General features: G+C 69.2%; 16 protein-coding genes. 1 reads left to right on the plus strand and 15 read right to left on the minus strand.

Annotation, left to right across the window (positions count from 1 at the left end):
- The 8 genes from ACTIFS_RS00005 to ACTIFS_RS00040 all read right to left on the minus strand — a co-directional run.
- Positions 1-1,059: DUF917 domain-containing protein (locus tag ACTIFS_RS00005; RefSeq protein WP_439571975.1), on the minus strand; the 1,059-nt coding region annotated here is incomplete at its 3' end.
- A 268-nt stretch (positions 1,060-1,327) separates the two neighbouring features.
- Positions 1,328-2,002: an AroM family protein gene (locus ACTIFS_RS00010; RefSeq protein ID WP_439571976.1), complete on the minus strand. Its 675-nt coding sequence runs from the start codon at positions 2,000-2,002 to the stop codon at positions 1,328-1,330.
- A gap of 1 nt (position 2,003) precedes the next feature.
- Positions 2,004-2,999 carry an ABC transporter ATP-binding protein gene (locus ACTIFS_RS00015; protein WP_439571977.1) on the minus strand — a complete coding sequence of 332 codons (996 nt, stop codon included), beginning with the start codon at positions 2,997-2,999 and terminating at the stop codon, positions 2,004-2,006.
- Positions 2,999-4,042: an extracellular solute-binding protein gene (locus tag ACTIFS_RS00020; protein ID WP_439571978.1), complete on the minus strand. Its 1,044-nt coding sequence runs from the start codon at positions 4,040-4,042 to the stop codon at positions 2,999-3,001. The genes ACTIFS_RS00015 and ACTIFS_RS00020 overlap by 1 nt, the downstream gene beginning before the upstream one ends.
- 41 nt (positions 4,043-4,083) lie before the next feature.
- The gene (locus ACTIFS_RS00025; protein WP_439571979.1) at positions 4,084-4,887 is read right to left on the minus strand and encodes an ABC transporter permease; all 804 of its coding nucleotides are present in this window, start codon (positions 4,885-4,887) and stop codon (positions 4,084-4,086) included.
- Entirely contained in the window at positions 4,884-5,759 is an 876-nt protein-coding gene (locus ACTIFS_RS00030; protein WP_439572483.1) for an ABC transporter permease, read from the minus strand. Before ACTIFS_RS00030 ends, ACTIFS_RS00025 begins: the two co-directional genes overlap by 4 nt.
- Positions 5,760-5,799: 40 nt before the next feature.
- Entirely contained in the window at positions 5,800-6,567 is a 768-nt protein-coding gene (locus tag ACTIFS_RS00035) for an IclR family transcriptional regulator (protein ID WP_439571980.1), read from the minus strand.
- Between the two features lie 235 nt (positions 6,568-6,802).
- A complete protein-coding gene (locus ACTIFS_RS00040; protein ID WP_439571981.1) occupies positions 6,803-7,474 on the minus strand; it encodes an RraA family protein in 672 nt (223 codons plus the stop codon).
- A 198-nt stretch (positions 7,475-7,672) separates the two neighbouring features.
- Between ACTIFS_RS00040 and ACTIFS_RS00045 the strand changes: the two genes are divergently transcribed.
- Positions 7,673-8,080, plus strand: a complete 408-nt coding sequence (locus tag ACTIFS_RS00045) for a hypothetical protein (protein WP_439571982.1) — start codon at positions 7,673-7,675, stop codon at positions 8,078-8,080.
- Positions 8,081-8,102: 22 nt separating this feature from the next.
- On the opposite strand, the gene ACTIFS_RS00050 is transcribed toward ACTIFS_RS00045, so the two are convergent.
- The 7 genes from ACTIFS_RS00050 to ACTIFS_RS00080 form a co-directional block, all read right to left on the minus strand.
- Positions 8,103-8,261, minus strand: a complete 159-nt coding sequence (locus ACTIFS_RS00050; RefSeq protein WP_439571983.1) for a hypothetical protein — start codon at positions 8,259-8,261, stop codon at positions 8,103-8,105.
- A gap of 88 nt (positions 8,262-8,349) precedes the next feature.
- Complete coding sequence (locus ACTIFS_RS00055) at positions 8,350-8,562, minus strand: hypothetical protein (protein WP_439571984.1); 213 nt, start codon at positions 8,560-8,562, stop codon at positions 8,350-8,352.
- A 45-nt stretch (positions 8,563-8,607) separates the two neighbouring features.
- The gene (locus tag ACTIFS_RS00060; protein WP_439571985.1) at positions 8,608-8,775 is read right to left on the minus strand and encodes a hypothetical protein; all 168 of its coding nucleotides are present in this window, start codon (positions 8,773-8,775) and stop codon (positions 8,608-8,610) included.
- Positions 8,776-8,829: 54 nt separating this feature from the next.
- A complete protein-coding gene (locus ACTIFS_RS00065) occupies positions 8,830-10,755 on the minus strand; it encodes a PatA/PatG family cyanobactin maturation protease (protein ID WP_439571986.1) in 1,926 nt (641 codons plus the stop codon).
- Positions 10,756-10,906: 151 nt separating this feature from the next.
- Positions 10,907-11,569, minus strand: a complete 663-nt coding sequence (locus ACTIFS_RS00070) for a lectin (protein WP_439571987.1) — start codon at positions 11,567-11,569, stop codon at positions 10,907-10,909.
- A gap of 110 nt (positions 11,570-11,679) precedes the next feature.
- Positions 11,680-13,011, minus strand: a complete 1,332-nt coding sequence (locus ACTIFS_RS00075; protein WP_439571988.1) for a malonyl-CoA decarboxylase — start codon at positions 13,009-13,011, stop codon at positions 11,680-11,682.
- Between the two features lie 114 nt (positions 13,012-13,125).
- Positions 13,126-13,413: a DUF2218 domain-containing protein gene (locus ACTIFS_RS00080; protein ID WP_439571989.1), complete on the minus strand. Its 288-nt coding sequence runs from the start codon at positions 13,411-13,413 to the stop codon at positions 13,126-13,128.
- Positions 13,414-13,462: the final 49 nt, after the last annotated feature.

Genomic DNA, 13,462 nt, shown 5'->3' on the forward strand with positions numbered 1-13,462 from the left:
GATGTCGTAGTTGAAGGCCCGCGGGCCGACATGCTGCAGGCCCTTGGGGGTGAGGAACACCTCCGAGGTCGGCAGCGCGATGACGGTCACGCGCTGGCCGTAGCGGATGGTCTCGGTACCGATGGCCTCGCCGGTGACGGTGTCGAGGACGCAGATGAGGTCCGGCGACATGGCGATGGGTTCGCCGTCCTGCCAGGCGACGATCCACTCGTTCTGGAAGGCGACCTCCAGGGCCGTGCCCTTCCAGCCGTCGACGCCGTCGAAGCGGGTGCGGCCGCGCAGGAAGCCTTCCGTCGCCCGCCGCTCCACGTCCGTCACCTTGCCGCGGTAGAGGATCTTGCCGGGCTCGACGGAGAGGATGGCGTCGATCGGGTCCTCGTGGCGGCGCTGGGCCTCGCGCACCGCGGTTCCGATCTTGATGGCCTTGGTGGTGGTGCCGGGAATGCACCATTGCTTGACCTCGGCGCCGGTGCGCGGCGCCTTGCAGGTGGAGGCAATCGACCCGTATTCGACGCAGATCTTGCGGCTGACCCGCTCCATCCATTTCCAGGTCGGAACCGTCTGGACCACGGCTTCCAGTCCGCGGCAGTCGACGGTGGAGAGCGGCCAGGGCTTCAGGTCTCCGACCGCGACCGAGGTCATCTGGGCTTCCGGATAGGCCCGGCCCATCATGTCGGCGTCGATCAGAGGCCGACCCAGCCGGGCAGCGGCCATAAGCGGCTGGATTGCGTTTCCGCCGCCGATCTCCAGCGCCATGATGCCGCGGAAGCGGATGCCGGTATGGTCCTCCATGAGCGAGACTGCACGGGCGATGGTGCGGCTGTCGGTCAGCCGCTCCTGCCCGACGAGGGGCGCGCCCATGTTGGACACCGCCGCGACCCAGTCGTCGTCGGCGAGGTCGTCCGGCTGCAGAAGCTGCACGCGGATGCCCTCGGCATAGAGCTGGCGCATGTTGAGCAGCCCGAGATAGGGACTTCCGCCCCCGCCCGTGCCGAGAATCCAGGCGCCGACGGCAAGCGATTCGATGTCGTCCAGAGTGATGTCGCGAAGGTCTGTCATGGGCGGGTCAGGTCACGCGGGCAGTAGGCGATAGGGAATGGGGCGGACAAGCGACCGAGGGGCAGGCCCGTCACCCCCGGCGAGGCCCGAAAGCGAGACGCGAACGCATCGTGCGTTCGCCCGATGCCTCGAGGCCGAGGCAAGGGGGGCCACAGCGAAGCCGGGACGGCGGCGGTGGCTTGAAGGCTCTGGATCCCCTTCCCCTCGCTTCGCTCGGCCGGGGATGACGGACAGGCAAGCGAGGGCAGGTCCACGTTCTGTGCACCGCTCACGACAGCAGCTCGTTCATGACCCGCGCGGTGGCGGTGATGCCGAGGATGGTCGGCACGCCCAGCACCGGCTTGACCGCGGCCTTCAGCGCCGGGCCGTAGCTCATGCAGTCCATGGCGACGAGGTCCGGGGCGTGGGCCTTCAGCCGTTCGGCGGCGGCAACCGCCTCCTCGGCACTGGCGCTGGGGGTCAGCGGCTCGCCGATCACCTCGAGGCCCTGGCGGCGCCACTTGGCGGTGAGCTTGCCGACCTGCTCGGGCAGCGGCAGCAGGATGCCGAGCCGCCCCTCCGGCAGGAGCGCGCTCGCCAGCCCGTTCAGCACCCGCGAGGGGAACAGCACGCCGGCATCGCCCTCCATGGGCGGGAAATCGCCCGTGCAGGCGAAGACGATGGCATCGCAGCCGTCCTCCTCGCGCAATTGGCGCAGCACGGCCGGCGCGCGCTCGATGACGTGCTTCTTGGAGATCTTGATGTCCGCGCCCCCGCGCAGGCGCGTGTAAAGCGTGTCGTCGCCGCTCTCCGGCGGCCGGGCGGCGATCGCCTGGTCGCTCAGGCCGTCGAGGCAGCCGCGCAGCACCACGCGGGTTCCGGCCGGAGCATGGGCGGCGAACAGCGCGGCGATGTCGTCGCGCGGCGACTGGCCGATGGTGGCGATGCCGAGGGTGCGGGACATGTCAGGCCTCCAGTTCGACGGCATCGGCGGGTGCCCAGGTCAGGCCGACCGCATCGCCGGTGGCGCGCGCGGGCCGCCCGCCGGCATTGGTTTCCTTGACCAGCATCTGCCGGCCGTCGGCGAGCGCCACGCGGTAGAGCGTCTGGCCACCGAGGAAGCTGAGACTGGCGATCGTGCCGTCGATCATGGCGCCGGGCGCGACGAGGTTGATCTTCTCCGGACGGACGGCGAGCGTCCGGCCGCCGGGGCGGTCGATCAGGTTGATCTCGCCGATGAAGTCCGCGACGAAGCGCGTGCGCGGCCGGTCGTAGATCTCCTCCGGCGTGCCGACCTGCTCGATCCGGCCGGCATTCATCACCGCGATCCGGTCGCTCATCGCCAGCGCCTCCTCCTGGTCGTGGGTGACGAAGACGAGGGTGACGCCGAGCTCCTTCTGCAGCTGTTTCAGCTCGAACTGCATCTGCTGGCGCAGCTTACGGTCCAGCGCGCCGAGCGGCTCGTCGCAGAGCAGCACCGGCGGGCGGATGACGAGGGCGCGGGCGAGCGCCACGCGCTGCTGCTGGCCGCCGGAAAGCTGGCCGGGCCGGCGGTCCTCGAGGCCCGTCAGCGCCACCATGGCCAGCGCGTCGCGGACCCTTAGGTCGATCTCAGGCTTCGGCACCTTGCGCATGCGCAGGCCGAAGGCGACGTTCTCGGTCACGGTGCGGTGCGGAAACAGGGCATAGGACTGGAACACCATGCCCATGTCGCGCCGGTGGACCGGGACGTCGGTGACGTCCCGGTCGCCGACCAGGATGCGGCCGGTATCGACCGTCTCGAAGCCGGCGATCATGCGCAGCGTGGTGGTCTTGCCGCAGCCGGACGGGCCCAGCAGCGAGAAGAATTCGCCGGGCTTCACGTCCAGCGAGACCGCATCGACCGCGCGCACCCGGCCGTCATAGCTCTTGGAAATGTCGTCGAGCCCGATGGCGGCCGGGGATGAGGCTTGCGTGGTCATCAGCCCCTCAGGATGCGCGCCACGCGCATGTCGATGTCGTCCTTGCGGGCGTTGTACCATTTCCAGTCGGGCTGGATGAGCTGGGAGACCTTTTCCGGCGTGTTGAACAGGCGCGCCGAATATTTCGCGTCGAGCTGGACCTTGGTGTTGGACGGCGAGTACCAGACCGCCTCGGCCAGCTTCTTCTGCACGTCGGGGCGCAGCATGTAGTCGATATAGGCGTAGGCGAGCTGCTTGACGCGCGAGCCGGGCGTGACGTTGAGCACCTGCTCCAGCGCCACGACGCCCTCCGAGGGAATGGCGAAGTCGACCGGCTCGCCGGTGCCGTCATAGCGGTAGATGCCGCTGTCATGGATGACGCCCATGGAGACCTCGGCCGACAGGAGGGCCCGCTCCATCTGGCCGGTGAAATCGAACAGCTTGATGGGCTTGAGGGCCTCCAGCGCCTTGTAGGCGGCATCGAGGTCCTGCATGCCCGAGCCGTAGATCTGGCCGAGCATCATCAGATGGGCCTGGCCGAGCGAATTGACCGGGATGAGATAGCCGCCGCGCTGGCCGGCGAGAGCGGGGGCGGCCAGATCCTTCCACGAGGTGGGCCTGGTCAGACCCTTGTCGGTGCGGAAGCCGAGGCCGATGGCCGAGGTGAAGATCGACACGCCGACGATCTTGTCGCTGATCGCATAGGGATAGACGTCCTTGAGGTTGGGGACGTCCTTCACGTCGAGCTTGGCCTCGACGATGCCGAACTCCAGCGCCTTCCACTGTTCGTTGGAATTGGCGTGCAGCACGTCATAGACAGGATTGGCGCGCGGGCTCGCCTGCAGCTTGGGCAGGAAGGGAAAGGCCTGGTCGGCCTGCACGGTGCACTTGAACTCGCGTTCAAAGGCCGGCAGCACGTCGCCCTTCATCACCTCGCCCCACTTGCCGCCCCAGGTGGTGATCTTCAGCACCGGGGTCTGCGCGCTGGCGACATGCGGAGCGGCGAGCGCGAGCGCGGCCGTGCCGGCGGCTGTCTGCAGGAGGCTGCGTCGGTTCATGGTCATGGCTCCACCTCTGGTTCTGGCCGCCGTTCCGGCGGGTTGCTTCACAGCTTTGCGTAGGCCTTCAGCCCGATGACCTTCTCCAGGATCACCACCACGGTGACGGCCATCAGGATCGACACCATCGAGGCGGCGGCGATCGCCCCGTCGAGGTCGAACTTCATGTAGTTGAACAGCACGACCGGCAGGGTCTCGCCGCCCGGCATGACCAGGAACAGCGAGATCGGGAACTGGTCGAATGAAACGATGAAGGCGAAGATGCCGCCGGCGAAGACGCCGGGCCGGATCAGCGGCAGGGTCACCTCGAAGAACACCCGCGTGGGGCTCGCCCCATGCACGGCGGCCGCCTCCTCGATGCGCCGGTCGAAATTGTGCAGGACCGCCAGCGTGGTTCTCAGGACATAGGGCACGGCCACCAGCGTGTGGCCCATGACCAGGCCCCAGATCGGCCGGCCGATATCCATCAGCAGGTAGAGCTGGAACAGGGCGAGGCCGGTGAGGATCGCAGGCAGCATGAGCGGCGACATGAAGAAGGCGGTGAGAAGCCGGGCGCCGGGAACATTGCCGCGCGCCAGCGCCAGCGCGCACAGGCCGCCGATCAGCATGGACAGGACCAGCACGATGAGCGCCACCTGGAGGCTCAGCAGCAGCGAGTCCATGAATTCCGGCGAGGTGAAGAACTTCTCGAACCAGCGCAGCGTGACGCCCACGGGCGGGAAGGCGATATAGGGCGTCGGGTTCAGCGCGAAGACGACGATGATGGCGATCGGTGCCAGCAGGAAGGTGAGGATCGCACCGTTGACGGCGAAATAGGCGATGCGTCCGGGATCGGTGCGGCGCGTGCTCATGCCATCTTCTCCCCGCCGGCGAAGCGACCGAGGACATTGTTGTAGGCGATGACCACGACCAGCGAGACGGCCAGCAGCACGACGCCCAGCGCCCCTGCAAAGCCCAGATTGAAGCTCGCGCTGACCTGCTGGTAGATCATCATCGGCAGGGTCAGGACATCGGTGCCGCCCAGCAGGAACGGCGTCACATAGGCGCTGATGGACAGCGCGAAGACCAGCAGAGATCCGGCGAGGATGCCCGGCAGCGACAGGGGCAGCGTCACCTCCAGGAAGGCGCGGGTGCGGCTGGCGCCGAGGCTGCGGGCGGCCTGTTCCAGCCGCTCGTCGATGCGGCCGATGACGCCGGTCAGCGTCAGCACCATGAACGGCACGTAGATGTGGACGAGGGCGACGATGGTGCCGAACTCGTTGTACATCAGCTTCAGCGGCGCCGAGATCAGGCCCCATGACATCAGGGTCGCATTGATGACGCCGCGGTCCTGCAGCAGCGTCATCCAGGCGAAGGTGCGCACCACGATGCCGGTGAGCATGGGCGCGATGACCGCCATCAGCAGCAGGGCATGGCCGAGGCGCGAATGGGTGCGCGCCATCAGATGGGCCAGCGGATAGCCGATGACGAGGGCGGCAAGCGTGGTGATGGCGCCGATGCGCAGGGTGGCGACAAGCGCCTCGAAATATAGCGAGTCGGAGAAGAAGCGTTCGTAGTGCCGGGTGGTGAAGGTGACGTTCGGCTGCACCGCGGGATTGCCGGTCAGCACCGACAGCAGCGCCATCGTGCCGAAAGGCAGCAGGAAGAACAGCACGAAGAGCAGGACGGCCGGGCCGAGGGCCCAGGCGATCGGCGACATGGCCGGGCCGCGGCGGACAGGCATGGCCGGCGTGGGCCCGGCGAGAACGGCGGCGCGGACGGCATCAGCCATTGGCCAGCCTCCGCGGCGCCTGTGCCCGGCCGAACCGCTCGTCGAGCCTGAGCACCATGTCCTTCAGCAGCGCGGCGAGCTCGGCGCGTTCCTTCGGCTCCACCTGGGAGGCCGAATAGGCGATGTAGGGGGCGAAACCGCTCTTGCCGTCATGGTCCTCGACGGCAACCGAAATGCCGGCAAGGCCCGGCAGGGATTCATCGTCGGACTCGTCATAACCGCGCGCCTTGGCACGCACGACCCGCGCCATTAGCTCCTCGAGCGTGCCCGGCGCGTTCGGCCGCGGCCGCGGCGGGAAGACCGCAAAGCGACGGGCGATCTCGGCATCCGGCAGCAGCGTCATCAGCACCCGGCCGGTGGAATTGGCCCAGGCCGGCCCGCGCGTGCCGGGCGGAGTGACGACACGGAGCGGGTGCGTGCCGGGCCGCGAGCGCAGCACCACGATGTCGATGCCGTCGAGGATCGAGATGCCGGTCGAATAGCCGGTGCGGCGGGTGATCTCCTGCAGTTCTGCATCCACCGCCTCCAGCACCGGATCGCTGGCCGCATAGGCGCGCCCGAGTTCCAGCATCAGCAGGCCGGGGCGATAGCGCCGGGTGGTCTCGTCGCGCTCCAGCAGGCCGAGCCTAGCCATGTCCTTGAGGATGCGGGACGCCGTGCTCTTCGGCCAGCCCATGGCCGTCGACAGTTCCACCACCGCGACGTCGGGGCGTCCGCGTTTCAGCCAGTGGAGCACAGCGGCGGCGTTGGCGAGGCTCATCAAGAAGTTCCATTATTTGGAACAGGGTGCCGGTATATTGAACAGTAGGACTTAGCCTCGGACCCAAGTCAATGCATCGCGGCGGGACGAACCGTCGCGCCTCCGCGGACCTGCCATGCGGTTTTGGAAAGGAAAAAGGGCCCTGCCGCGACGGGCGGCAGATGCCTGAAAAGTGGCGTTGGAGATTTAGGCAACTGGCGCGGATGCGGGCGGCGCGCCCTTTGCCTGACGCGCCTCAGACGGCGCAGCCGCGCGCCTTGAGCGTCTCGTCCACCCAGGCACGATCGAGCGTGCCGGCGGCGATGGCGGCGAGCATGGCCTCTTCCTTCGCGACCGTGGCCAGGGCCGCCGCGAGGATCGCGGGTGCCTCGGCCGGGCGAAGCGCGATCACGCCGTCGCCGTCGCCGACCACCAGGTCGCCCGGATGGACCACCATGCCGCCGGCCTGGATCACCGTGTTGATCTCGCCGGGACCCTCCTTGTAGGGCCCGCGATGGGTGATGCCGCGGGCATAGACCGGCAGGCGCTGGGCGGCGATGGCATCCAGATCGCGGATGGCGCCGTCGATGACGAAGCCTGCCACGCCGCGACGGGCGGCCAGCGTCAGCATGATCTCGCCCATCAGGGCATTGGTGAGGTCGCCGCCGCCGTCGACGACGATGACATCGCCGGGGCGGGCCATGTCGATGGCCTTGTGCAGCATCAGGTTGTCGCCCGGCCGGGTCAGCACGGTCAGCGCCGTGCCCGCCATGGCGCCCCCGGCATGCCGGGGGCGGATATCGGCGCCGCTGGCGCTCATGCGCGACATGCAATCGCTGACGATGGAGGCCGGGATGGCGCGGAACGCCTCGACAAGCGCCGGATCGACGGGCGGGGCCAGAGGCGCGATGCGGAAACCGACGGTCATGGGCAGGCCTTTCACGGCAGCGCGGGGACGACCGCACCCATAACCCTGCGACACCGCGAAGCGAAGGCCTGCCGTGCAAGGTCGCGCTGCGTGGGGCGCAGGCGGCATCGGCGGGGTCTGCGGCACGCGACTGATCCGGTGCGTCCCCTGGCACGTAAGGCATTGATCATGTCAAGCACGACCCCACGGAGACTGACCATGGTCAGGGCCGCCATTTTCGCGTTCGTCGTCTCGGCCGCCGCCGCTGCAGCGCCTCTGACTGCGGCGCATGCCAATCCCATGTCCGGCGAGGATATCCGCCGCGACATTGCCGGCCGGAACATCTTCCTCGCCACGCCGTTCGGCGGCGAGTTCCCGCTCAACTATCGCCCCGGCGGCCGCGTCGACGGCGACGGCGAGGCCCTCGGCCTCGGGCGCTGGCTCGCCCCGCGCGATACCGGCCGCTGGTGGATCGACGGCGACCGCCTGTGCCAGCGGTTCCAGCGCTGGTATGACGGCGCCACATCCTGCTTCCGGCTGACCCGCACCGGCCCGAACGCGCTGCGCTGGCTGCGCGACAACGGCCAGACCGGCACCGCCAGGATCGGCGGGCCGGTCCGGGATTGAGGCGGCAGCCAGAACCGGGGGTTCAGAGCGGGATCGGCAGGCAGTAGCCGAGGCACCGCCCGAAAACGCACTTGCCGATGCAGGTCTCGCCACCCGGGCAGCAGGACGGACGCACGCCGTCGATGGACAGGGTGGTGCTGGTGGAGCGGCCGACGGGCCGGGCCTGTTGGGGCAGTCTCATCGTGGTCTCCCTCGCGGGTCGGGCCGGCCCGGGACGCCGGCTCCGGGTCTGGTGACGCGCCGCTCCCGCAGCGGCGGATGCACGAACCTCACAAGCAATCGATGCAGGAACCCATGCCGAGCGAGGCGAAGCAGGTGATGCAGGCCTGGGGTCCGGCGGCGCAGGTCGCCACGCAAGCGGCGACGGCGGCGGCGCAACGGATCTTCTTGAACAGGTTGCAGCCCGAAGCGCCGACATCGGCGGACAGGGCGGCGGGGCTCGGGTGCCGGAGGACGGCGGGAGACTGGCGTGGGAGGCGCATGGGTCTTCTCCTCGGGTAGGGTCCGCCGCGGCGGACCAGTGCAGGTCAGGCGATCCGGCCGGCATGGCGCCGGCACTCGGCAAGGCAGATGTCGTAGGGAACGCCCCTGAAACGGGAGCAGACCTGCTCGCAGGCCAGTGCCGCGCTGCCCACGAGGCCGACGAGGCGGTGGGACGAGGGGCCGCGCGCCACCGGCGGCGTCTGGCGCGGCATCCGGGGGAGAGGGGCCCTGCGCCTTTTCCGCATTCGCTGGGACCTGGCCATGGCTCAGATCCTCCGCGTCCAGCTGCGCACGGTGCCGATGGTCACCGGGATGATGTCGCTGACATCGACGGTGAAGCGGTAGATGCGGCTCGCCCGGTTGGTGTTCTCCGGATCGAAGAACGAGAGCTCGACGTCGTGGCAGTCGGAATCCGGCCGGCAGACCGGGCTCTTGCGCACTGCCAGGCCATCGAGATCGAGATTGGCGCGGCTGGCCCCGGCGATCACTTCCGAGATCTGGAAGGCATTGGTGGCCGCGTAGTTCATGGCCCGCTCCTCGGCGGTGATGCCGAGGTTGCGCATGTCGTAATAGACGCGGTTGAGGAAATCGAGGACGCCGGCCGACTGCTTCTCGTAGGCCGCCTGCGCCTCGGCTCCCTTCGGCAGCACGCCAAGCGCAAGCTCGACCAGCGGCTTCGACTTCCAGCAGAAGAAGCCGCGGATCGCCGGCGCGAGCACCGGCACGACCTGGCCGGACATGAGCCGGGTCGAGCCTGCCACCACCCCCGGCACGGAGACGAGTTCGGCCCCTTCCTCCCCGATCTGGGCGGACAGGAATTCGCGCAGCCGGTCGTAGCCGATCGCGGCGAAGGCCCCGGCGGGCTGCACGGCATAGATCGGCGTCGCGTCGAGGTTCAGGGTCCAGATCAGGCCGCTGGCATCGTAGGGTGCATCAGCCAGATGCGAGAGCAGGGCCTGCGGGTCCTCCGGCATGCCCGTTCCCATCGCCTGCGCATAGGAATCGCGCCGCGCCTCCGTGCCGAAATCGATGCCGAGCCGGCCAAGCGCATAGACGAGTTGCGGGGGGCCGCTCTTGCCACAGGAACAGCCGCCCGGCTTGCCCCCGCATCCGCAGGAACTGCCGCCAGCGCCGCCCTCCTCCTTGCCGTGATGGTCGCCGCCATTGGCACCACCCTCGCCGCCGCAGGAACAGCCCTGAGCCAGAACGCCCGGGGCGAGAGGCATGGCGGCGGGGGCAAGCGGGCCGGAGAAGCGCCCCGCGACGGGCGGCAGGTCCGGGATGCCGGGTTCGGCCTGTCCGGCCGGATGCAGGGCTTGGTCGGTCACTGATTGTCCTCCCATGATCAGGGCAAGGGCCGGTTTGATGGCGATGCGGCCGGCAAGGCACCGGCCGGCGGCGGTCTGGGGCGCGCAGGGCTCTGCCGACTGGAGCAGGGCCTCGCGGATGCGCAGGAGATCGGGCGTGCGGCCCGCGGCGTGCTCGGCACCGGCGAGGAGCGCAGCGATGCCGGCGACAAGGGGGGTTGCGAAGCTGGTGCCGGTTCGGCGCACAACGCCGCCGCCGGCCTCGGCCCCCAGGATCGCGACACCGGGGGCGAGCAGTCCGGCCGCGCGATAGCGGGCGCCCCAGTTGCTGGCCTCGATGGGCTGGCCCGCGTGATCGCAGGCCCCGACCGCGAGCACGCCGTCGATCGCCGCCGGAACATGAAGGCACGCGCAGCCGTCATTGCCGGCGGCAGCCACCACCAGCACGCCGCGCCGGGCGCAGGTCTCCACCGCGCGCGCCAGCAGCGGCTCCGGTTCGCCGGAGGCAGAGAGCTGGCCGCCGCTGATATTGATGATCGTGGCGCCCTGCTCGACGGCCGCCAGCATGGCGCGGGCGAGGTCGAGCTGCGAGCAGGCAAGCCCGCTGGCCGTCTCGCGGAAGACCGGGACGATCAGCCCCGTGCAACCCGGCGCCACGCCTTCCACGGGGCTGCCCGGCTGGCCGAAAATGATGCTGGCCACATGCGTGCCGTGCAGGCGGGCGCCGGACGCTTCGGCCCCGGTGGCGGAGAGCCGTGTCAGCCGCGCCCCGGCAAAGCAGGCATGACCGAGATCGACCTCGCCATCGAGAACGGCGACCACGACACGGGGGTCGCCCCAGCCGAGCTCTTCGCGCCTGATGCCCTCATAGGTTGTATTCACCATCGCGCGAATGCCCCGAGCGCCAACCGGCCCAAGCTCTGATGATGAACTGCACGTTATACGAGTTTACTGTGCCGTCAATTCGTCTTTTGCGAGTATTCTGGACCGCGCGTGGTCCCGCGCTGTCGCGGGACCAGCGGCCGGATGGGACGGATCAGCGAACGGCGAAGCAGTAGAAGAGGCCATCGCCTCCGGTGGCCCGCAGCGCCTCCGGGCTGCAGCCGCGCGAGGGATGCGAGGTGTTCCATGACAGGGCCGGCGGTTCGGTGTTCAGGCCCATGCGGTCATGGTGGCCGACCATTGCCGACCCCTCGCCGCTTCGTGTCCAGTTGCCGCAGGTCCGGTCCGCTTCGCCGGGGATGGCCGTGCCGTCGGCCTGGCTGCCGGTCAGGATGTCATGGCGGTTCGGCGTATCGCCGCGACCGTTGACCACTGCGCCTGTCTCGGTCAGCGCCGTCTGCTTGTTCAGGTTGTTGGTGCCGTGCAGTTCGGCGACGCTGGCGGCAATCACGACGCCGCGCGCATTGCGCCAGGGACCGGCCCCGATGCGGTCGCGCGCATTCACGGCGCCGGCCCCTTGCGTCGACAGATAGGCCCGCCAGGTGCGTGCCCCGGCGCCGGCGGCCTGGGCAAGCTGCTGGCAGTGCCGGTCGGCGCCCTCCAGCCCGCCGAGATCGGCGCCGCGGCCGGGACCGTTCGAGGTGATGAAGAAGCTCATCTCTGCCGGCTGCGGCATGGCCGGCCCGGAGACGAGGAGCGTTGCAAGAGCTGCGATCGGAACGAGTGCCGCGCTGCGGCGCCAGGACAGGCCAGTCATGGGATCCTCCCTCGAACCGGATCTTGGGTGTGCCCGGTTCAGGGAGAGCCTAGGGACGGTCGCGGCGCGGCGAAAAGCACAGCTCGGTGAGAGCGGTAACTGTGTTACCCTCAGCCCTTGCGCTCGGACAGCTTCTTCACGGCCGGGCTCGCCACCACCTCGCGCCGGCCGGCATAGGCCTCGTGGTTGTCCTCGATCCGGGCGAGATCGTAGAGGTAGTTGACCATCACGCCGTGCGACTGCGCCAGGCCCTGGTCCGAGAGGTCGGCGCCGGGATTGACCCGCTCGAGCCGGGCGCCATTGCCGAGGTGGAAGCGCGCGACGGGATCGAGCGGCCGGTTGCCGGAGGTTTTCGCCGTCAGAAAATAGCGGGCGGCGGCGCGCGCCAGAACCCTGTCCGCGCGCGCGGCGCGCGCGGGATCGGCGCGCCAGTCCGGCTCGTCGAGGGCGGCAAGGATGGTGCGCTCGTCGTCCAGCAGGAAACCGGTCTCGGTGCGGCGCTCCTTCTTCAGCCAGGCGGCAAGGCCCGGCACCGGGGAGAGCGTGACGAAGGTGGTCAGCCTCGGCAATTCGCGCTTGAGCTCGGCCACCACCTGCTTGATCAGGAAGGAGCCGAAGGAAATGCCCGACAGGCCCTTCTGGCAGTTGGAGATGGAATAGAACACGGCCACCCGCGCCTCTTCGGCGGGCATGGCGGTGCCACCCTCGGCGATCAGCGGCGCAATGGCGGCCGGGATATCGGCGGTCAGGGCCACTTCCACGAAGATGAGCGGCTCATCGTCCAGCTGGGGGTGGAAGAAGGCGTAGCAGCGGCGGTCCTCGGGTTCGAGCCGCCGGCGAAGCTCGTCCCAGTCGCGGATCTCGTGAACCGCCTCGTAGCGGATGATCTTCTCGAGGATGTTGGCCGGCGTCGACCAGTCGATGCGCTTCACGACCAGGAACCCCCGGTTGAACCATGACGACAGCAGGTGAACGAGATCGGCATCGAGCAGCTTCAGGCCGGGATGGGCTCCGATGCGCTCGAGCAGGTCCTCGCGCAGGTGGACGAGATCCTGCGTGCCGCCGAGGGCCAGATTGAGCCGGCGGATCAGCTCCTGCCGGCGTGGCTCGGCGGCATCGTGAAGCTGGGCCGCGGCGGCCGGGCCGGGGTCGGCCTGGTAGGCGGCAATCGCGGCCTCCAGCTTCGCCCGGTCGGCACCGAAGGCCTCGGCGAACTGCATCAGCACGGCGGTGCGGCCGTCCGCATCGAGCGCGCGGTAGCTGTCCAGAATGTCGCGGGCCAGCGCCACGCCTGATGCCTCGCCGCGCTGTGAGAGGAGGGTTCGCGCCAGGCCGGCAATCTCGGCGGGCGTCCGCATGCCGCGCGGGTCTGCCGCACGCCAGCCGATCAGTTCGCGGCTGCGGCGCGACACATTGGCCAGCAGATCGGCGACGAAGGTCATGGATACGGCCTCCCCTCACCCCAGCCCGGACGAGCCCATGGCTGTGTGAAGGCGGATGCTGCCATGAATGCTGCGCTGCGGCGAGCCCCTGCCGGGCGCCAAGGCATGCGGCGTTCAGCCCACCGGCTGCCAGTCAACCCTGAGCTCCTCGCGGAAGGCGAAGCGCTTGAGGTGCTCGGTGACCACCTCCTCCAGCGTCGGCAGGCGGTCCGCGGGGGCCTCCAGGCTCAGGCTGAGCATATCGCCATTGGCCTTCAGGGTCAGCGCCGCGCTTTCGCTGAACGGCACCCGTCCGCGGTTGTCGTCGAACTCGACCGCGAATTTGTGGCTCCAGTGCTTGCAGAGCTGCTGCAGGTAGCGGCTCGCATGGGCCGTTGCGACATCGGCGAGCGATACGGTCATTGAAACCATCTCCGAAGCCGGGGGAACATGTGGGTTCATGAGGACGCAG

Source organism: Phreatobacter sp. (assembly GCF_051860605.1).
Taxonomy (GTDB): Bacteria; Pseudomonadota; Alphaproteobacteria; order Rhizobiales; family Phreatobacteraceae; genus Phreatobacter.